At 72.2% G+C, this 19,570-nt stretch carries 18 protein-coding genes, 2 tRNA genes and 1 pseudogene; 14 read left to right on the top strand and 7 right to left on the bottom strand.

Translation table 11 applies throughout. The annotated features are described in order from the left end of the window. Positions 1 to 69 precede the first annotated feature (69 nt). The 4 genes from ABD363_RS13260 (at position 70) to ABD363_RS13245 (ending at position 3,995) form a co-directional block, all read left to right on the top strand. Positions 70 to 666 (top strand): M48 metallopeptidase family protein, encoded by a 597-nt coding sequence (locus ABD363_RS13260; protein WP_344602880.1) that lies wholly within the window; start codon positions 70 to 72, stop codon positions 664 to 666. Between the two features lie 138 nt (positions 667 to 804). Beyond that, on the top strand, positions 805 to 2,529 hold the full coding sequence (locus tag ABD363_RS13255; protein WP_344602878.1) for a TerD family protein: 1,725 nt from the start codon (positions 805 to 807) through the stop codon (positions 2,527 to 2,529). Between the two features lie 12 nt (positions 2,530 to 2,541). After that, positions 2,542 to 3,222 (top strand): AIM24 family protein, encoded by a 681-nt coding sequence (locus ABD363_RS13250; RefSeq protein ID WP_344602876.1) that lies wholly within the window; start codon positions 2,542 to 2,544, stop codon positions 3,220 to 3,222. A 17-nt stretch (positions 3,223 to 3,239) separates the two neighbouring features. Further along, complete coding sequence (locus ABD363_RS13245; protein WP_344602874.1) at positions 3,240 to 3,995, top strand: AIM24 family protein; 756 nt, start codon at positions 3,240 to 3,242, stop codon at positions 3,993 to 3,995. Between the two features lie 73 nt (positions 3,996 to 4,068). Here ABD363_RS13245 and ABD363_RS13240 read toward each other — a convergent pair whose 3' ends face one another. Next, positions 4,069 to 4,590 carry an NUDIX hydrolase gene (locus tag ABD363_RS13240; protein WP_344602872.1) on the bottom strand — a complete coding sequence of 174 codons (522 nt, stop codon included), beginning with the start codon at positions 4,588 to 4,590 and terminating at the stop codon, positions 4,069 to 4,071. After that, positions 4,587 to 6,026: a zinc-dependent metalloprotease gene (locus tag ABD363_RS13235; RefSeq protein WP_344602870.1), complete on the bottom strand. Its 1,440-nt coding sequence runs from the start codon at positions 6,024 to 6,026 to the stop codon at positions 4,587 to 4,589. The genes ABD363_RS13240 and ABD363_RS13235 overlap by 4 nt, the downstream gene beginning before the upstream one ends. Before the next feature lie 193 nt (positions 6,027 to 6,219). Between ABD363_RS13235 and ABD363_RS13230 the strand changes: the two genes are divergently transcribed. The 4 genes from ABD363_RS13230 to ABD363_RS13215 all read left to right on the top strand — a co-directional run bounded on the left by ABD363_RS13230 (position 6,220) and on the right by ABD363_RS13215 (position 9,561). Beyond that, the gene (locus ABD363_RS13230) at positions 6,220 to 7,383 is read left to right on the top strand and encodes an SDR family oxidoreductase (RefSeq protein ID WP_344602868.1); all 1,164 of its coding nucleotides are present in this window, start codon (positions 6,220 to 6,222) and stop codon (positions 7,381 to 7,383) included. Between the two features lie 193 nt (positions 7,384 to 7,576). Then, on the top strand, positions 7,577 to 8,038 hold the full coding sequence (locus tag ABD363_RS13225) for a molybdenum cofactor biosynthesis protein MoaE (RefSeq protein WP_344602866.1): 462 nt from the start codon (positions 7,577 to 7,579) through the stop codon (positions 8,036 to 8,038). Positions 8,039 to 8,200: 162 nt separating this feature from the next. Further along, positions 8,201 to 8,365: a hypothetical protein gene (locus ABD363_RS13220; protein ID WP_344602864.1), complete on the top strand. Its 165-nt coding sequence runs from the start codon at positions 8,201 to 8,203 to the stop codon at positions 8,363 to 8,365. A 101-nt stretch (positions 8,366 to 8,466) separates the two neighbouring features. Next, positions 8,467 to 9,561, top strand: a complete 1,095-nt coding sequence (locus tag ABD363_RS13215; protein WP_344602862.1) for a YlbL family protein — start codon at positions 8,467 to 8,469, stop codon at positions 9,559 to 9,561. 27 nt (positions 9,562 to 9,588) lie between these two features. Here ABD363_RS13215 and ABD363_RS13210 read toward each other — a convergent pair whose 3' ends face one another. Then, a complete protein-coding gene (locus ABD363_RS13210; protein WP_344602860.1) occupies positions 9,589 to 10,131 on the bottom strand; it encodes a PPA1309 family protein in 543 nt (180 codons plus the stop codon). Between the two features lie 163 nt (positions 10,132 to 10,294). On the opposite strand from ABD363_RS13210, the gene ABD363_RS13205 reads away from it, so the two are divergent. The 4 genes from ABD363_RS13205 (at position 10,295) to ABD363_RS13190 (ending at position 15,663) form a co-directional block, all read left to right on the top strand. Beyond that, positions 10,295 to 13,201, top strand: coding sequence for a UPF0182 family membrane protein (locus tag ABD363_RS13205; RefSeq protein WP_344603003.1), 2,907 nt, complete (start codon positions 10,295 to 10,297; stop codon positions 13,199 to 13,201). Positions 13,202 to 13,257: 56 nt separating this feature from the next. Then, a tRNA-Met gene (locus tag ABD363_RS13200) sits at positions 13,258 to 13,331 on the top strand. Between the two features lie 230 nt (positions 13,332 to 13,561). Beyond that, complete coding sequence (locus ABD363_RS13195) at positions 13,562 to 15,382, top strand: tetratricopeptide repeat protein (RefSeq protein WP_344602858.1); 1,821 nt, start codon at positions 13,562 to 13,564, stop codon at positions 15,380 to 15,382. Between the two features lie 207 nt (positions 15,383 to 15,589). Continuing rightward, positions 15,590 to 15,663, top strand: a tRNA-Met gene (locus ABD363_RS13190). 153 nt (positions 15,664 to 15,816) lie between these two features. Here ABD363_RS13190 and ABD363_RS13185 read toward each other — a convergent pair. Further along, positions 15,817 to 16,233, bottom strand: coding sequence for a Fur family transcriptional regulator (locus ABD363_RS13185; protein ID WP_344602856.1), 417 nt, complete (start codon positions 16,231 to 16,233; stop codon positions 15,817 to 15,819). Between the two features lie 143 nt (positions 16,234 to 16,376). Between ABD363_RS13185 and ABD363_RS13180 the strand changes: the two genes are divergently transcribed. Next, on the top strand, positions 16,377 to 17,828 hold the full coding sequence (locus tag ABD363_RS13180) for a catalase (RefSeq protein ID WP_344602854.1): 1,452 nt from the start codon (positions 16,377 to 16,379) through the stop codon (positions 17,826 to 17,828). Positions 17,829 to 17,877: 49 nt separating this feature from the next. On the opposite strand, the gene ABD363_RS13175 is transcribed toward ABD363_RS13180, so the two are convergent. Next, on the bottom strand, positions 17,878 to 18,066 hold the full coding sequence (locus tag ABD363_RS13175) for a hypothetical protein (RefSeq protein ID WP_344602852.1): 189 nt from the start codon (positions 18,064 to 18,066) through the stop codon (positions 17,878 to 17,880). A gap of 99 nt (positions 18,067 to 18,165) precedes the next feature. Continuing rightward, entirely contained in the window at positions 18,166 to 18,966 is an 801-nt protein-coding gene (hisN, locus tag ABD363_RS13170) for a histidinol-phosphatase (protein WP_344602850.1), read from the bottom strand. Positions 18,967 to 19,049: 83 nt separating this feature from the next. On the opposite strand from hisN, the pseudogene ABD363_RS13165 reads away from it, so the two are divergent. Further along, a pseudogene (locus ABD363_RS13165) lies at positions 19,050 to 19,160 on the top strand (TetR/AcrR family transcriptional regulator); the annotation flags it as partial. 34 nt (positions 19,161 to 19,194) lie between these two features. On the opposite strand, the gene ABD363_RS13160 reads toward ABD363_RS13165, so the two are convergent. After that, on the bottom strand, positions 19,195 to 19,518 hold the full coding sequence (locus tag ABD363_RS13160) for a DMT family transporter (RefSeq protein ID WP_344602848.1): 324 nt from the start codon (positions 19,516 to 19,518) through the stop codon (positions 19,195 to 19,197). Positions 19,519 to 19,570: the final 52 nt, after the last annotated feature.

The following is a 19,570-nucleotide window of genomic DNA, read 5'->3' as shown; positions in this document are numbered from 1 at the left end:
GGAGAGGGGACCGGCACCGAACCGTCCCGGAGCCGGGACTTCCCCGCGTGCAGCGGGTAACGTCGGGGCGTGTCCGCCGACCCACTGCACCGCGCCGGAACGCCGCAGCGCGAGCCGGCGACCCCGCCGCCGAGCGGCCCGGAGGCGAGCGTGATCGAGGTCCGCAGGAGCGCCCGCCGACGCAGGACGGTCTCCGCGTACCGCGAGGGCGACCGCGTGGTCGTGCTCATCCCCGCCCGGATGTCCGAGGCGGAGGAGCGGCGCTGGGTGGGCGTCATGCTCGACAAGCTGGCCGCCCAGGAGAGCAAGCGGATCCTCGGCGACGCCGAGCTGGCCGAGCGCGCCGAGCGGCTGTCGGCCCAGCACCTCGACGGGCGTGCCCGGCCCGCCTCCATCCGCTGGGTCACCAACCAGAACACGCGCTGGGGCTCGTGCACCCCGGCCGAGGGCAGCATCCGTCTGTCGCACCGCCTGCAGGGCATGCCCGAGTACGTCGTCGACTACGTCCTCCTGCACGAACTGGCGCATCTGCTCGTGCCCGGGCACGGGCCCGATTTCTGGCGGCTGCTGGAGGCGTATCCCCGCACCGAACGCGCCCGGGGCTATCTGGAGGGCGTGGCCGCCGCCGGCCGGCTGCCCCATGCGCCCGGCGCACGGGATGAGTGACCGCCTCCGGCCGCGGAGCGGCCGATACGGCTGAGCGAGGGTTGTGTACCGGGTCTGTACCGACTGCCGCCGGTGTCCGATTCTGCCGTTAGCCTGGCGCGACGCACTCACATTCGGGATGGGGGACGGTCGTTACGCATGGCCAGGGAATTCCAACGCGGCCACAAGGCCAGGATCAGTGACCTCACCGCGGGCACGGATCTGTACGTGGGCGTGCAGATCTCCGGTCCCGGTCTGACCTTCGACATCAGCTGCTTCGGCCTCGACGCCGACGAACGGCTCTCGGACGACCGGTACTTCGTGTTCTACAACCAGCCGAAGTCCCCCGAGGAGGCGGTCCAGCTCCTGGGGCCCCAGGCGGGCGACACGGAGTCCTTCCGGGTCACCCTGGACCGGATCCCGTCGCAGATCCACAGGCTGTCCTTCACGGCGACGATCGACGGAGCCGGACAGATGTCGCAGATCGCCCCCGGATACCTCCGTATCGTCGCCGGCGGCGAGGAGGTGGCCCGGTACCCCTTCGACGGCTCGGAGTTCTCCACCGAGCGGGCCGTGATGCTGGGCGACTTCTACCGCAAGGACGTCTGGCGCTTCGCCGCGGTCGGCCAGGGTTTCGACGGCGGCCTGGAGGCGCTGCTGAAGAACTTCGGCGGCGAGGTCGCCGAGGAGGAGACCCCCGCCCCGCAGCAGCCCCGGGCGGACGCCGTCCCGGGATTCGCCCCGCCCGCCCAGGCCGCAGCCCCGCCGGCGTTCGGCGTTCCCGGCACCCCGGCGTCCGCCCCCGCCGTTCCCCGGCCCGCCGCACCGGGCGCCGTACCCCCGCCGGGCGCGACCCCGCCCCCGGCCCCCGCGCCCGGGGTGCACGCCGCGCCGACCGTCGTCGCGCCCCTGCACACCCCGCCCGGCGGGACCGTCCCGCCCCCGGGCCCGGCACCGGCCGCGCCCCACGGCGGGCCGCAGACTCCGTACGGCGCGGCCCCGGGCCGGCCCGCACCGCCCCCGCCCGGCCACGCCCAGCCCCAGGCGCCCCAGGCCCCGCACGTTCCCGCACCGCCGCCCGGCTACGGACAGCAGCCGCCCCCGCCGCCGGGCTACAGTCACCAGCCGCCCCCGCCGCCCGGCTACGGCCAGCAGCCGCCGTTCGGCCAGGCTCCGGACCCGCAGGCGCCCTACGGAGCCCCCCGGGCCGCGGCGCCGCAGGGTCCCGGCGTGGCCGCCGCGCTGCAGCAGTTCCGGGAGACGCCCACCGGGCAGCGCTGGACGCAGCAGAACAACAGGCTCGTCCGCGTCGACCTCGGCATCGGCGACCAGCCCGTGCTGGCCCGGCAGGGCAGCATGGTCCTCTACCAGGGCAAGGTCGACTTCGGCTACAAGGGCGCCGGGTTCGCCGGCCGGGTCGTGGGCAACGCCACCGGTCAGGAGATGCAGCTGATGCGCTGCTCGGGCAAGGGGCAGGTGTTCCTCGCCGAGAACTCCGCCATGCTGCACCCCGTCGAGCTCCAGGGCGACGCCGTGTGCGTCTCCGCCGAGAACGTCCTCGCCTTCGACGAGAGCCTGGCGTACGAGGTCCGCCGCATCGAGGGGCACGGCATCCCCGGCGGCGCGCTGTTCACGATGCAGTTCCAGGGCACCGGCACGATCGTCGTCAAGACCCACGGCACGCCCGTCGTCCTGCCGGTCACGCCCACCACGTTCGCCGACTGCAACGCCGTCGTCGCCTGGTCGGCCGCCGCCCAGGTGGTCGTCTCCAGCCAGGTGCGGATGCGCCGCGGCGCCCACCCCGGCGACACCGGGGAGAGCGTCAACCTCCAGTTCCGGGGCGCGCCCGGCAACTTCATCGTCGTCCAGCCGTACGAGGTCTAGAGGGAGCCCGTCATGAACCAGCCGCTCGCGGGCTTCGCCCCCGCACCCGTCACCGCCCGCATGGAGAACCACGGCAACCACATGCTGAAGGTGGCCATGCAGACCGGGAACGACCTCCTCGCGCGCGTGGGGTCCATGGTCGCCTACGAGGGTTTCATCCAGTACGAGCCCAACCCGCCGGCCGTGCGCCAGGTCGCCCGGGACTGGATCACCGGCGAGGGCGCGCCCCTGATGAAGTGCTCCGGCGACGGCCTGCTCTACCTCGCCGACTACGGCGCGAACGTCGTCGTGATCGACCTGAACGGCGACGGCATCTCCGTCAACGCCACCAACCTGCTCGCCTTCGACGCCCACCTCACCTGGGGCGTGGAGCGGGTCAAGGGCCTGGCGAAGTTCGCCGGGCAGGGCCTGTGGAACACCAGGATCTCCGGGCAGGGCTGGGTCGCGCTGACCTCCCGGGGCAAGCCCGTCGTCGTCGACTGCGGCGGCGGCGAGGACGAGACGTACGTCGACCCGGACGCGCTCGTCGCCTGGTCCCCGAACCTGAAAGTGAAGGGCAAGCGCAGTTTCCGGGCGCAGTCGCTGATCGGCCGCGGCAGCGGCGAGGCCTACCAGATGGCCTTCTCCGGTCAGGGCATCGTCGTCGTCCAGCCCAGCGAGGACAGCACCGACCGCCTCCGCGTCCGGGGCTGAAGGGGAGCAACCACACCATGCAGAGCCCGCTTTTCGCCTACCACGACCAGCAGACCCAGCAGCGCTGGAGCCTGCAGAACAAGCAGATGCTCCGCGTCACCCTGGAGGGCCACGACGACATCCTCGCCCGCAAGGGCACGATGGTCGCCTACCAGGGAATGGTCGAGTTCGACGCCGAGCACCGAAGCCGCGGCCAGGCACGCGCGCGGGCGCGCACCGGCGAGGGCCTGGACCTGATGCGCTGCCACGGACAGGGCACCGTCTACCTCGCCAACCTCGCGCAGCACGTGCACGTCATGGAGGTCGAGCAGGACGGCCTCACCGTCGACAGCGGCTACGTGCTGGCGATGGACTCCTCCCTGCACCACGAGGTCGTCGCCGTCGACAGCCTCCACGGCATCTCCGGCTCGGGGAAGTACCAGCTCAACATCACCGGCCGCGGCAAGGTCGCCCTGACGACCTCCGGCGCGCCGCTGCTGCTGCGGGTGACGCCCGACCGGTACGTCAACTGCGACGCCGACGCGATCGTCGCCTGGTCCACCGGCCTGCGGGTGCAGATGCAGGCCCAGACGCACTCCTCCGGGGTGTGGCGGCGCCGCGGCACCACCGGTGAGGGCTGGGAGCTCGGCTTCATGGGCACCGGTTTCGCACTCGTGCAGCCCAGCGAGCTGCTGCCGCCGCAGAACGCCCGGATCGGCTCGGGCCCGGCCGCCCAGTACGGCCTGGGGCAGCAGGGCGCGCGCGGCCAGAACCAGGGCAACGTCTGGAGCTGACCGTCCGGGGAGCGGGCGGGAGGGGCGGCCGTCTCGACGGCCGCCCCGCGCGCGTCCTGCGCGCGGCGACAACTCACAGCCGCGCGCGCGTCGCCTCCAGCAGGCGCACGACCGAGTCGTCGGCCACGTCCGCCACCTCGGCGTACGGGAACCAGCGCAGGTCGAGCGACTCGTCGCTGATCGCGTGCACGGCGGCCGGCGGGGCCAGGACCGCGTACTGCACGTCGTAGTGGCGGTGACAGGGCGGCGGGATCGGATGCCGGTCCAGCCGCACCGGGCCGCCCGGCAGCGGCGTCAGCCCCGCAATGCCCGACTCCTCCGTGGCCTCCCGCAGCGCCGCCGCCGCCAGGGAGGAGTCCCCGGGCTCGCAGTGGCCGCCCATCTGCAGCCACATCCGCAGCTTCCGGTGCAGGGTGAGCAGGACCCGGCCGCCCGTGGGATCGATCACCAGGGCACTCGCCGTGATGTGACCGGCGGAGCAGGACTTCCACATGCCGTCCGGGTGCGCCGCCAGGTGGTCCAGATACGCCTGGCGCAGCTCCCGCTGGTCCTCGTACCCCTTGAGCACGAGGACCGCGTCGTCGTACAGGCTCACCCGGCGTCGTCGCCCTCGTGGTCGTCGTCCCGGCCCGCGTCGTCCTTCTTCTTCAGGTCGGGCTTGCCGGCCGCCTCGCCGAGCATCTTGTCCAGCTCGGAGAAGTCGATCTGCTCGCGGTGCACGAAGCCGTCCGGGTCGTCCAGGTCGGTCGCGGTCGGCAGCATGTCTGGGTGGGCCCACAGGGCGTCCCGGCCGTCGACACCGCGCGCGTCCGTGAGCGAGGCCCACAGGCGGGAGGCGTCGCGCAGGCGGCGCGGGCGCAGCTCCAGGCCGATCAGCGTGGCGAACGTCTGCTCCGCCGGGCCGCCCGAGGCGCGGCGGCGGCGCAGCGTCTCGCGCAGCGCGTCCGCCGACGACAGGCGCGGCTTGGCCGCGGCGTGCACCACCGCGTCCACCCAGCCCTCGACGAGCGCCAGGGCCGTCTCCAGACGGGCCAGGGCCGCCTTCTGCTCCGGGGTGTCCTCCGGCTGGAACATGCCCTGCTGAAGGGCTTCCTGCAGCTGCTCGGGGTTCTGCGGGTCGAACTGGCCGACCACGTCCTCCAGCCGGGCGGTGTCGACCTTGATCCCGCGCGCGTAGCCGTCGACCGCGCCGAACAGGTGCGAGCGCAGCCACGGCACGTGCGCGAAGAGGCGCTGGTGGGCGGCCTCGCGCAGGGCGAGGTACAGCCGCACCTCCTCCTTCGGCACGCCCAGGTCCTTGCCGAACGTCTCGATGTTCACCGGCAGCAGCGCGGCCCGGCCGGCCGGGCCGAGCGGGAGGCCGATGTCGGACGACCCGACGACCTCGCCGGCCAGCACGCCGACGGCCTGCCCGATCTGCGTGCCGAACATGGCGCCGCCCATCGAGCGCATCATGCCGATCAGCGGGCCGGCCATGGCCTGCATCTCCTCCGGCAGGACGTCCCCCATGGCCGTGCCGACGCGCTCGGCGACCGGGTCGACGAGCTCCCGCCACGCGGGCAGGGTCGCCTCGACCCACTCCGCGCGGCTCCAGGCCACCGCGGAGGCGGCGCCGGAGGGCAGGGCGGTCACGTCGTCCAGCCACAGGTCGGCCAGGCGGACGGCCTCCTGGACGGCGTTGCGCTCGGCGGGGCCGACGCTGGCGTCCTTGGTGCCGCCGGGGGCGCCCTGGGAGACCGTCTGGCGGGCGATCTGCTTGGCCATGTCCCAGTTCACCGGGCCGCCCTCGTAGGAGAGCATCTGGCCCAGCTGCTGGAAGGCGGCGCCCAGGTCGGTGGGGTTCAGCGAACCGAACATGGCGGCGAACGGGTTGTCCGGCCCGCCCCCCGTGCCTCCGGCTCCGGGCAGCCCGAAACCGAACGGGTTGGCCGGTCCCTGACCACCACCGCTCTGCTGGTCCTTCTTCTTGCCCTCGTCGCCGTCGTCCGGCTCCTCCGGCGGAAGGCCGAATCCGAATGGGGTGTCACTCACGGGGTTCCTCGGCTGGTAGGGCCGCCGGTTCTCTCCGGCGGCACGGGCTGCCCGACAACACCACCCAGCGTAGACACCCGAAGCCGTTCGAGCCTCGGTGCTTCGCCGACTGACGGCCTGCGGCAGGATGGATGCCACCTGGTACGTACGCGTCACTCGCGCCCGTACTGAAGACAACCGCTGGAGACGCCCGGTGAGTTCCCCAGATCCGCAGGTTCGCGCAGCGCGAAACCAGTCAGCCCACCCGTCGCCCGACCACCGCCCTTCGACGGCGCCGCTCCGCGCCGGCGGGACGGCCGCGGCGCGCGGGCCCGTCGTCGCGGTCACCGGCGCCGCCTCCGGGGTGGGCGCGCTGCTCACCGAGCGGCTCGCCGCCTCGGCCGAGGTCAGGCAGGTCGTCGCCATCGACGAGCGGCGCGGCGCGTGCGCGTCCGCCCGGTGGCACATCCTGGACGTGCGGGATCCGGCCATCGCCGACAAGCTGCGCGGGGCGGACGTGGTGGTGCACCTGGCGCTCGACCTCGACCTGGAGAGCGACGCCGCCGCCCGGACGGCCTACAACGTACGGGGGACGCAGACCGTGCTGACCGCCGCCGCGGCGGCCGGGGTGCACCGGGTGGTGCTGTGCACCTCGGCGATGGTCTACGGGGCGCTGCCGGACAACGAGCTGCCGCTGTCGGAGGACGCCGAACTGCGGGCGACGGCGGAGGCGACCGGGGTCGGGGACCTGCTGGAGATCGAGCGGCTGGCGCGCAGGGCGCCGCGGGCGCATCCGGGACTCAATGTGACCGTCGTCCGGCCGGCCGTACTGGTCGGGGGCACGGACACCGCGCTGACCCGGTACTTCGAGTCGCCTCGGCTGCTGGTCGTCGCCGGGTCGCGGCCCGCCTGGCAGTTCTGCCACGTCGAGGACCTGTGCAGTGCGCTGGAGTACGCCGTCCTGGAGAAGGTGGACGGCGAGCTGGCGGTGGGGTGCGACGGGTGGCTGGAGCAGGAGGAGATCGAGGAGCTGAGCGGGATCCGGCGGATGGAGCTGCCGTCGGCGGTCGCGCTCGGGGCGGCGGCCCGGCTGCACCGGATCGGGCTCACGCCCTCGCCGGCCGGGGACCTGGCGTACACGATGTACCCCTGGGTGGTGAGCGGGAGCCGGCTGCACGAGGCGGGGTGGCGGCCGAAGTACACCAACGAGGAGGTGCTGGCCGAGCTCCTGGAGGAGGTCTCCGGGCGGCACACGGTGGCCGGCCGGCGGCTGGGCCGGAAGGACGCGACGGCGGCCGGGGCCGCGGGGGCCACGGTGGCGCTGCTCGGCGCGGCCGCGGTGGTACGGCGCGCCCGCAAGGCCCGGCGGCGGATCTGAGGGTCTTAGGCGCCGTCCCCGGACGCCCGGCGGGAGAAGAGCCCGCTCTCCTCGCCGCAAGCCCCCGGGCGCCCCTGAAAGCCCTGAAGGGCCCCGGGCAGGCCCCCGGAACGTCCCGGGGAAGCCCGCCGTTCCGCGCGGGCCCACCCCCCACGGGATTCCGCGGGTCGCCGGCGTGCGGCACGATGGAGGCATGGCATCCACGAACGATCATCCCGGTGAGCAGGCCGCGCGGGACCCCGTCAAGCTGATCGCCGTCCGCGACACCGCGCTCTCGGTGGACGAGGTCCTCCGGGCCGTCGGGGACGACGCGGCCGGCGGGACCGCGCTGTTCGTCGGGACGGTGCGGAACCACGACGGGGGTGCCGACGTGGCCGCGCTGGCGTACTCCTGCCACCCCAGCGCCGAGGCCGAGATGCGGCGCATCGCCGAGAAGGTCGTCGCGGAGTACCCCGTGCGGGCCCTGGCGGCCGTCCACCGGGTGGGAGACCTCGCGGTGGGGGACCTCGCCGTCGTGGTCGGCGTGTCGTGCCCGCACCGGGGCGAGGCCTTCGAGGCCTGCCGGAAGCTGATCGACGACCTCAAGCACGAGGTGCCCATCTGGAAGCACCAGAAGTTCTCCGACGGAACCGAGGAGTGGGTCGGCGCCTGCTGATCTCCGGCACCCGGCACCCCGCGCGCCCCGCCCGATCGGTGCTCAACTCTTCCGCCGGTCCTCCGGTTGCGTAACCGCACCCCTGACGTGAGCGTTGTCACTGCGGATGGTTAATCTGCTGATCAGTCGGTTGCGGACGCTCATTGGGGTTGGGAGGTCGGCATGGCGGCGCTCGCCTGGTTGCTGATTCCGCTGGTGGCCGCGATCGGCGCGGCCCTGTGGGGCAGTTGGGCCAATCGGACCCGCAAGGTGCGGAGCGACGGCCCCGAGCTGATCGGTTACGCCCGTTTCCGGGACGCCATGGAGAAGAGCCGCTCGGGCCGTTGACGACCGGGAAACAGCAGGTCACAGACGCTGGAGACAGCAGGGCCGCCCCGGACGGGCGGCCCTGACGGTGTGCTGACAGGAGCGTCCCGTACTGTCGAGGCATGCCACGCCGCACTGCGACGATGCTCGCCTCCACCCTGATGCTGATCGCGCTCCTGTGCGCGGGAGTGTTCATCCCCGTGCCGTACGCGGAGATGTCCCCGGGGCCGACGGTGAACACCCTCGGCGAGCACGACGGCGAGCCGGTGCTGCGCATCTCCGGGCGCAAGACGTACGCCACCAGCGGGCACCTGAACATGACCACGGTGCGGGTCACCAGCGCCGAGTACCGGATGAACCTCGTCGAGGCCGTCTACGGCTGGCTCGCGCACGACAACAAGGTCGTGCCGCACGACACGCTCTACCCCGACGGCAAGACCGAGGAGGAGTCCACCCAGGAGAACGCCGAGGAGTTCAGCCAGTCCCAGGAGAGCGCCAAGGTCGCCGCCCTGAGGCAGCTCGGCATCCCGGTGAGGTCATGGGTGATCGTCTCCACGGTCGTCAAGGGGTCCCCCGCGGAGGGCGAGCTGCACGCCGGTGACGTGATCAAGGCCGTCGACGGCACGGCCGTGGAGCGGCCCGCCGACGTCGCCGAGCTGGTGACCAGGCACAAGCCCGGCGAGGACGTCGTCTTCACGATCGTGCCCGCCAAGGAGCAGGCGGCCGCCGAGAAGGAGAACCGGACGGCCACCGCGACCGAGCAGGTCACGATCACCACCGCGGCCTCCGACGACGGCGGCGAGCGGCGCGCCGTCGTCGGGATCTCCGCGGGGACCGACCACACGTTCCCCTTCACCATCGACATCGAGCTCGCCGACGTCGGCGGGCCGAGCGCCGGACTGATGTTCGCGCTCGGCATCTACGACAAGCTCACCCCGGGCAGCCTGACCGGCGGCAAGTTCGTGGCCGGCACCGGGACCATCGACGACGAGGGCGAGGTCGGCCCGATCGGCGGCGTCGAGATGAAGACCGTCGGCGCGCGCAGCAAGGGCGCCCGGTTCTTCCTGACGCCCGCCGACAACTGCGCGGCCGCCGCCAGGGACACCCCCGAGGGGCTCACCCTCGTCAAGGTGAGCACCATGGACGACGCCCTCGACGCCCTCGAGGACATCCGCTCCGGGCGGACGGACGACCTGCCGAGGTGCGCGGCCGGGTAGCACCGCGGACCCCGAGGGGCCCGCGGACTACTCGGCGAACGTCGCCGCCAGCGCCTCCGCCAGACCCGGCACCAGGTCGGAGCCCGTGAGGACCTCGGTCGGGGAGTCCTTCTCGCGCAGCCTGAGGGCCGACTCGCGGGCGCCCTCGCGCAGCACCGCGACCGTCATGCGGACCTCCTGCCGCTCGGGGTGGTCGGCCACCCACCGGGCCAGCGCGGCCTCGTCCAGGTCCTGCGGGACCTGGGCCTCCGCGGACGGCGGCAGCATCAGCCGCTCCACCGTGAGCGCGCAGCCGGCCACGGCGTCGGGCCAGGCGATGGTGCCCAGGAACTCGTCCAGCGGCCGGTCCGCCGGGATCTCGTCCTGCTCGATCGGGGTGAGACCGGAGGTCTCGGACTCGCCCTGAAGACCGAGCCGGTCCGCGAGCGAGGGCTGCTCGGCCCGCAGCCGCGCGGTGTCTACGAGGGCGAAGAGGCGGGCGGGCTGGTCCCAGCCGAGGCCGGAGACGTACTCGTCGATCTCGAGCACGGCCCGGGTCAGCGGGCTCGCCGCCATGGGAGTGTTGGACATGGTCACAATCCTGCCTCGTTCCCGGCCGAAATCGGGAACCGAGTAAACGGTGAGTAAGTTGCATAGGTGTGGGCCCGCGAACAGGGGGGACCACGGAGGGGCCGCGAACACGCGGGCCTGACGGATCAACAGCGACTTCGAGGTGCGCACCTTGGCTTTCCAGATGCCGGACCGCGGCGGAGGCCCGACGGGGCCACGGATGAGAGTGGGCCGCCCCTCCCGGCGGGTCCGGACCCTGCTCATGACGCTGGGCGTCCTGGCCGTCCTCGGCATGGCGTTCACCATGTTCGCGGGCTTCTGGACGGACTGGCTCTGGTACCGGTCGGTGAGGTACTCGTCCGTCTTCACCACCACGCTGTGGACGAAGATCGGGCTCTTCCTCGTCTTCGGTCTGCTGATGGCCCTCGCCGTCGGCCTCAACATCTGGCTGGCGCACCGGCTGCGGCCCCCGCTGAGCGCCATGTCGATGGAGCAGCAGAACCTCGACCGCTACCGGATGGGCATCGCCCCGTACAAGAAGTGGCTGCTGCTCGGGATCACCGCCCTGGTCGGCCTGATCGCCGGGGCCTCGGCCTCCGGTCAGTGGCGGACCTGGCTGATGTGGGTCAACGGCGTGCCGTTCGGCGAGAAGGACCCGCAGTTCCGGCTCGACGTCTCCTTCTACGCCTTCGACCTGCCCTGGTACCGGTTCCTGCTGGGCTTCGGCTTCGCCGCCGTCATCCTCTCCGTGATCGCCGCCGCGCTCACCCACTACCTGTACGGCGGTCTGCGCGTCACCAGCCCCGGCGCGCGCGCCACGGCCGCGGCCACCGGGCACCTGTCGGTGCTCATCGGCGTCTTCGTCGCGCTCAAGGCCGTCGCGTACTGGCTCGACCGGTACGGACTGGCGGTGAAGTCCAGCGACTTCAAGGCGACCGACAACTGGACCGGCCTGCGGTACGTCGACGCCAACGCCTACCTGCCGGCCAAGACGATCCTGTTCTGCATCGCGGTCATCTGCGCACTGCTGTTCTTCGCCACCCTGTGGCGGCGCACCTGGCAGCTGCCCGTGATCGGTTTCGGCCTGATGGTGCTCTCCGCGATCCTGATCGGCGGCCTGTACCCGGCGATCGTGCAGAAGTTCCAGGTGCAGCCCAACGAGCAGGCCAAGGAAGCGCCGTACGTCCAGAAGAACCTCAAGGCGACCCGTGAGGCGTACGGCATCGACGACGCCAAGGTCACCGACTACCCGGGCACGGGCAGGACGACGGACAAGGCCGCGCTGCGGGACGACGTCGAGGCCACGGCGAGCATCCGGATCATGGACCCGAACATCGTCTCGCCGACGTTCCAGCAGCTCCAGCAGATCAGGAACTACTACGCGTTCCCGACCAACCTGGACGTCGACCGCTACTCCAAGGACGGCAAGGACCAGGACACGGTCATCGGTCTGCGCGAGCTGAACCTCAACGGCATCCCGAAGAACAACTGGATCAACGACCACTTCCGTTACACCCACGGATACGGGGTCGTCGCCGCCGAGGGCACCAGCGCCGACTCCCAGGGCCGCCCGGTCTTCACGGAGTCCGACCTGCCGTCCAAGGGTGACCTGCCGACGTACGAGCAGCGGATCTACTACGGCGAGAAGACCACCACGTACTCGATCGTCGGCGGTCCCCAGAAGGAGATCGACTACTCCGACGACAAGGGCGAGAAGACCACCAGCTACCGGGGCAAGAGCGGGGTCGACCTCTCCAACCCGGTCAACCGGGCCGCGTACGCGCTGGCGTTCAACGAGCCGCAGATCCTGTACTCCGGTGCGATCGGCGACGGTTCGCGGGTCCTGTACAACCGCACGCCGAAGGAGCGCGTCGAGGCGGTCGCCCCGTGGCTGACCATCGACGGCGACGCCTACCCCGCGGTGGTGGACGGCCGTATCCAGTGGATCGTCGACGCGTACACGACGACCAACGGATACCCGTACTCCTCCCGTACGACCCTCGGCGACACCACGGCCGACTCGCTGACCGCGACCAACGACAACCGCGCGGTGGTGGCCCAGCAGAACCAGGTCAACTACATCCGCAACTCGGTGAAGGCGACCGTCGACGCGTACACCGGCGAGGTCGAGCTCTACCAGTGGGACACCCAGGACCCGGTCCTGAAGACCTGGATGAAGGCGTTCCCGGGCACGGTGGAGCCGAAGGCCGAGATCTCCGACTCCCTGATGGCCCACCTGCGCTACCCGCAGGACCTGTTCAAGGTCCAGCGGGAGCTGCTCACCCGCTACCACGTGGAGGACGCGACCACGTTCCTCAGCGGCAGCGAGGTGTGGCAGGTGCCGGACGACCCGACCAACAAGACGGGCGACGCGGTGCCGCCGTACTACCTGAGCATGAAGATGCCCGACCAGCAGTCCCAGGTCTTCTCGCTGACGACGACGTTCACGCCGAACGGCCGGGACAACCTCAGCGCCTTCATGGCGGTCGACGCCGAGGCGGGCACCGAAGGGTACGGCACGATCAGGATCCTGAAACTGCCGACGAACACCACCGTCAACGGGCCCAAGCAGGTGCAGAGCCAGTTCAACTCCGAGCAGGACATCGCCGAGACGATCAACCTGCTGACCCGTGGCGACTCGAACGTCGAGTACGGCAACCTGCTGGCGGTGCCGCTGGACGGCGGACTGCTGTACGTGGAGCCGGTCTACGTACGCGGTGGTGGACTGAAGTACCCCTTGCTGCGGAAGGTGTTGGTCACCTACGGAGGCGCCACCGCCTTCGAGAACACCCTCGACGAGGCGCTCGACAAGGTCTTCGGGGCGGAGGGCCCGGCCACCGAGCCGCCGGACGAGGGCGACACCACGACACCGCCGCCGCCGACGTCCGACAACCCGACGGTCCAGGAGGCGCTGGACGACGCCCAGGAGGCCTTCGAGGCCGGCCAGGAAGCCCTCAAGGAAAGCGACTGGGAGGCGTACGGCAGGGCCCAGCAGGACCTGGAGGACGCCCTGCGGCGGGCCGAGGAGGCGCAGTCCCGGGCCGACCGGACCCAGGGAGGCGGGGGCGGAGGCCCCGGAGCGAGCAGCTAGGACGCAGGCCGGTCACAGGCCCGCCCCGCGCCGTGATACGGTAGGTGACACAACGGCGCGGGGTGGAGCAGCTCGGTAGCTCGCTGGGCTCATAACCCAGAGGTCGCAGGTTCAAATCCTGTCCCCGCTACTGAAGTCGCCGCCATGACAGGCGGCGTCGACGAAGGCCCGGGTCCCGGAAGGGATCCGGGCCTTCGTGTTGTGCGAACGCATGTGCCGGTGTCCGTGACGGCCGCGCCGGTGAGGGGAGTTGGGCGATCTGTGTTTGACTTGTCTCTCTGTGGGCATGTCGACAAAACGCTGAAGTGACCTCACGGGCTGCGGTATACCGGGTGTACCCAGGTTGCAGGTGGTGCGACGATGGACGTTATGGGGGACAAGGCAACTCTGTTCGAGACAGGGCGATTTGCGCAGCCGTCCGGTCGGGGGGAGACGGGGGACGAGGTCGAAGAGGCCGCCGAGATCGCGGAAGAGGTACGCCGGCGGCTCGCCGCCGAGGCCGGCGACGTCGAGGCGATGAGCGTGCTCGGGGCCATGCTGCTGCGCCGTGGTGATCTCGACGGAGCCGAACCCCATCTGCGCGCCGCCACCGCCGCGGGAGACCGTGCCGCCGCCAACAACCTGGGAGTCCTGCTGCACCAGCGGGGGTACGCCGAGGAGGCCGCCGGATGGTGGCGGATCGCCGCCGTCGCCGGATCGGCCGCGGCCGCGCACGCGCTGGGCCGGTACCACCGCGAACGCGGCGACGAGCCGGCCGCCGAGTACTGGCTGCGCCAGTCCGCCGAACAGGGGCACGTCCTCGGCGCGTACGCGCTCGCCGACCTCCTGGAGCACCGCGGCGACGACGGCGCCGAGCGATGGCTGCGGGCCGCGGCGGAGCGGGGGCACCGGGAAGCCGCGTACCGGCTGGCGCGGGCGCTGGACCGGCGGGCCGCGCGGGAGTCCGGCGGCGACAGGGAGGCCGGGCCGCGGCTCATGGCCGAGGCCGAGCAGTGGTACCGGCAGGCCGCCGCGCGCGGACACCGGCGGGCCGCGCTGCACCTCGGGACGATCCTGGAGAAGCGGGGCGAACTGAAGGAGGCCGGGCGCTGGTACCTGACGTCCGCCAAGGACGGGGAGGCGCGGGCCGCCCGCGCGCTCGGGTTCCTGCTGCGGGACGCCGGTGACACCGAGAGCGCCGCCGTGTGGTGGCTGCGGGCCGCGCAGGACGGGGACGGCAACGCCGCCAACGCGCTGGGCGCGCTGCACGCCGAGCGCGGGCAGCCGCAGACCGCCGAGCGGTGGTACCGGGCCGCGATGGACGCCGGCGACGTCAACGGCGCGTACAACCTCGGACTGCTCTGCGCCGAGCAGGGGCGGACCGCGCAGGCCGAGCAGTGGTACCGGCGCGCGGCCTACGCCGGGCACCGGGAGGCGGCGAACGCACTGGCGATCCTGCTCCTCCGCGGCGGCGACGAGACCGGGGCCGAGCCGTGGTTCTCCAAGGCCGCGGAGTCCGGGAGCGTGGACGCCGCCTTCAACCTGGGCATCCTCTACGCCGGCCGCGGCGAGGAGCAGGCCGCCCTGCGCTGGTACGAGCGTGCCGCGGCCGCCGGGCACACGGAGGCGGCGCTGCAGGTCGGGATCGCGCGGCTGAGGGAGGGGGACGAGCAGGAGGCCGAGCGGTATCTGCGGTGCGCGGCCGGAGGCGGCAGCGCCGAGGCCGCGTACCGGCTGGCGACCGTGCTGGACGCGCGCCGGCCGCCGGAGCCCGCGCACGAGCTGGGGGAGTCCGTGCACGCGCGGACCGAGTGCGAGGAGTGGTACGAGCGGGCGGCCTCCCAGGGGCACCGGCGGGCGCAGGTGCGGGTGGGGATGCTGGCCGCCGCGCGGGGTGACGTGGTCGGGGCCGCGCGGTGGTACCGGGAGGCGGCCGAGGCCGGGTCCCGCAACGGCGCGTTCAACCTCGGGCTGCTGCTGGCCCGGGAGGGCAGCGAGCCGGAGGCCGCCGCGTGGTGGACCCGTGCGGCGAACGCCGGTCACGGACGGGCGGCGCTGCGGCTGGCCCTGTTCTACGCGCGTCGGGGCGAGCTGGCGGAGGGGCAGGGGTGGGCCGACCGGGCGGTGTCCCTGGGGCCGGCGGAGGTCGCGGAGCGGGCGGCCCGGCTGCGCGACGCCCTGCGCCAGGAGCTGACGGCGTGAGCGCGGAGCCGGGGGCTGCGGCCACAGGAGCGGTCCGCCGGCGCCGCCGCCCCGGAGCCGGACGACCGGGACGCGGCCGGGGCGCGCGGCCCGGCGGAGGCGCGGCCCCGGCGCCGGGCGCGCGGCCCGGGCCGGACCCGGCGGTTCCGGCGTCCGGCAGGCGATTTGCTTCTGCCGGAGTCCTTGACGTAACGTTGCATTCATCGACGCGGGGTGGAGCAGCTCGGTAGCTCGCTGGGCTCATAACCCAGAGGTCGCAGGTTCAAATCCTGTCCCCGCTACTGAAGGCCGAGGGCCGGAATCCGAGAGGGTTCCGGCCCTCGGTGCGTTCGGGGGCATCCGGTGTCTCCGGGGCCTCCGGCCGTGTGAGCGGACCGCGGACGTACGGCGAAGCCCCGGTGCCGTGGGGCACCGGGGCTTCGCCGTACGTCCGTTTACGCCGACATGCAGTTCGGGCACAGGCCGCGGTACGTCACCTCGACGTCCGAGACCGTGAAGCCGAAGCGCTCCGAGTCGGGGAGGTCGGCCAGTGGGTTGCCCCTCGGGTGCACGTCCCGGATCGCACCGCACCGGGCGCAGACCAGGTGGTGGTGCGGCCGGTGGGCGTTCGGGTCGTACCGCTTGGCGCGCTTGTCGGTGGTGACCTCGATCACCTCGCCGAGCGAGACCAGTTCGCCCAGTGTGTTGTAGACGGTCGCCCGGGAGATCTCGGGCAGTTTGGCGACGGCCCGCGCGTGGACCTCGTCGGCCGTCAGGTGGACGTGCTCGCCGTCGAGGACCTCGGCCACCACACGCCGCTGCGCGGTCATCCGCCATCCGCGTCCGCGCAGCCGCTCCAGAAGGTCACTCATACAGACCAGCCTAACAGCAGGGGGACCAGGTCCCGAACGGGTGTGATTTTGGAGCTCTACTTGACTTAGACATTGTCCATTGTAGGATCAGGGTCGGCTTTGGCCAAGGGAGAGGAACGCAAGTGATGGCGCAGGAGGCCCACGTGACTCAGGGACCGCTTACCACGGAGGCCGGTGCTCCGGTAGCCGACAACCAGAACAGCGAGACCGCGGGCGTCGGCGGCCCGGTGCTCGTCCAGGACCAGCTCCTGCTGGAGAAGCTGGCCCACTTCAACCGTGAGCGCATCCCGGAGCGTGTCGTGCACGCCCGTGGCGCCGGCGCCTACGGCACCTTCAAGGTGACCGCGGACGTCACCAAGTACACCCGGGCCAAGTTCCTCTCCGAGGTCGGCAAGGAGACGGAGGTCTTCCTCCGCTTCTCGACGGTGGCCGGCAACCTGGGTGCGGCGGACGCCGTGCGCGACCCGCGCGGTTTCGCGGTGAAGTTCTACACCGAGGAGGGCAACTACGACCTCGTCGGCAACAACACTCCGGTGTTCTTCATCAAGGACGCCATCAAGTTCCCCGACTTCATCCACACCCAGAAGCGCGACCCGTACACCGGTTCGCAGGAGGCGGACAACGTCTGGGACTTCTGGAGCCTGTCGCCCGAGTCGACGCACCAGGTGACCTGGCTGTTCGGCGACCGCGGCATCCCCGCCTCGTACCGCCACATGGACGGCTTCGGCTCGCACACCTTCCAGTGGAACAACGAGGCCGGCGAGGTCTTCTGGGTCAAGTACCACTTCAAGACCGACCAGGGGATCAAGTGCCTCACCCAGGAGGAGGCCGACGTCCTGGCGGGCAAGGACCCCGACTCGCACCAGCGCGACCTGCGTGAGGCGATCGAGCGCGGCGAGTACCCGTCCTGGACCGTCTACGTCCAGATCATGCCCGCGGCCGAGGCGGCGACCTACCGCTTCAACCCGTTCGACCTGACCAAGGTGTGGCCGCACGGCGACTACCCGCTGGTGGAGATCGGCAAGCTGGAGCTCAACCGCAACCCGCAGAACATCTTCGCCGAGGTCGAGCAGTCGATCTTCTCCCCGGCGCACTTCGTGCCCGGCATCGGCCCGTCCCCGGACAAGATGCTCCAGGGCCGCCTCTTCGCCTACGGCGACGCCCACCGCTACCGCGTCGGCATCAACGCCGACCACCTGCCGGTGAACCGTCCGCACGCCACCGAGGCGCGCACCCACGGCCGCGACGGCTTCATGTACGACGGCCGCCACGGCGGTGCGAAGAACTACGAGCCGAACAGCTTCGGCGGCCCGTTCCAGACGGACCGTCCGCTGTGGCAGGCGGTCTCCCTCACCGGTGTGACGGGTAACCACCAGGCTCCGGTCCATGCCGAGGACAACGACTTCGTCCAGGCCGGCAACCTGTACCGCCTGATGACCGAGGAGGAGAAGGAGCGCCTGATCAACAACCTGGCCGGCTCCATCTCCAAGGTCTCGCGCGAGGACATCGCCGAGCGCGCGATCAACAACTTCCGTCAGGCCGACGCCGACTTCGGCAAGCGGCTGGAGGTCGCGGTCCAGGCCCTGCGCGGCTGAGTCCACCAGCACTGGACCGCTTGCCGGAGCAACGGGCCGGACTCCCTGGTCAAGGGGGGTCCGGCCCGTTTCGCTTGCTCGGGCCCGCGCAGGCGGGCAGGTGCCGGGCCCGCCGCCGCAGGGACACCCGGCAGCGGCTGAGGGCGCGGACCGGGACGATGCCGGCGGGCTCGCCGCGCTCCGGGACGACCGGATGGCGGAAGCCGCCGTGCGGCATCGCCCGGGCCGTCTCCTCCACGGAACCGCCTCCTGGAGTGCTCCCCGTTCCGCTCACTGCTGCACGGATCCACGAGCGGGGGCTGCCGGAGCGGCGGGCGCGGGAGGCGGCAAGGGGTGCTCAGCCGCGCCGGCCGAGGTGTTCCAGCAGCTCGTCGTGGAGCAGGCCGTTCGACGCCGCTCCGTTGCCGCTGTGCGGGCCGGGACGGCCGTCGAGCCCGGTGAAGGTGCCGCCGGCCTCCGTCACGATGATCGCGTTGGCGGCCATGTCCCACAGCGACAGCTCCGGCTCCGCGCACATGTCCACCGAGCCCTCGGCGACCATCATGTACGGCCAGAAGTCCCCGTAGGCGCGCGTGCGCCACACCGCGCGGGTCAGGTCCAGGAACCCGTCCAGCCGGCCCTGCTCCTCCCAGCCGCTGAGCGAGGAGTACGCGAAGGAGGCGTCGGCGAGCCGGGAGACGCGGGAGACGTGCAGCCGCGACGCCGACGCCAGGCTCCGGCCGCTGAAGGCCCCGTGCCCCTTCGCGGCCCACCAGCGGCGGCCCAGCGCGGGGGCGGAGACCACGCCGACGACGGGCTGGTAACCGCCCTCCCCGGCCTCCATCAGCGCGATCAGCGTGGCCCACACGGGGACGCCGCGCACGTAGTTCTTGGTGCCGTCGATGGGGTCGATCACCCAGCGGCGGGGCCCGGTGCCCTCGAGGCCGTACTCCTCGCCGAGGATCGCGTCGCGGGGCCGGGCGCGCTGGAGGTGGCCGCGGATGAGCTCCTCCGCCGCCTTGTCCGCCTCGCTCACCGGGGTCATGTCCGGCTTGGTCTCGACCTTGAGGTCGAGTGCCTTGAAGCGGTCCGTCGTCGCCGCGTCGGCCGCGTCCGCGAGGACATGGGCGAAGCGGAGGTCGTCGAGGTAGTCGGGCATGTGATGAACGGTATCCGCCGCGGCCGGGGTGGGGCCACGGGGGGCCGGCCCCGGCGCCCCCGGCCGGACGCCGCCGACCCGTCCGCAGCTGTGAACCGGCCGTCCGCCTCGCCCTGTCCCGCGTCGTGGCCCCGCCCGGCGAGGGCGGCGTCGCGGACCTCCTGCGCGGCCCGCTCCGGGGCCAGCCGGCATGACGGTCCCGGCGGGTGCGCCCGCCGGGACCGGAGCTCAGTGCGCCGACCCCGACAGCTGCAGCCCGATCACCCCGACGATCACCAGCGTGATCGACACGATCTTCAGCGTGGACACCAGGTCGCCCAGGAAGACCATGCCGTAGATCGCCGTGCCCGCCGCCCCGATCCCGGTCCACACCGCGTACGCGGGACCGACGTCGAGCTTCTTCAGCGACAGGGTCAGCAGGCCGAAACTCCCCAGCGCGAAGACGCAGAAGGCGATCGTCGGCCACAGCCGCGTGAAACCGTGCGACAGCTTCAGGCACACGGCGAAGCCGGTTTCGAGCAACCCGGCCACGATGACCAGCAGCCACGCCATGTGTCGTCCTCCTGTGTCCCCGTGTTCCGCGACCGCTTCGTCGGGCGACGTC

Origin of the sequence: Streptomyces glaucus, from assembly GCF_039533365.1 — a bacterium.
In the GTDB taxonomy this organism is placed as follows: Bacteria; Actinomycetota; Actinomycetes; order Streptomycetales; family Streptomycetaceae; genus Streptomyces; species Streptomyces glaucus.
This window is presented reverse-complemented; position numbering and strand designations above follow the sequence as displayed.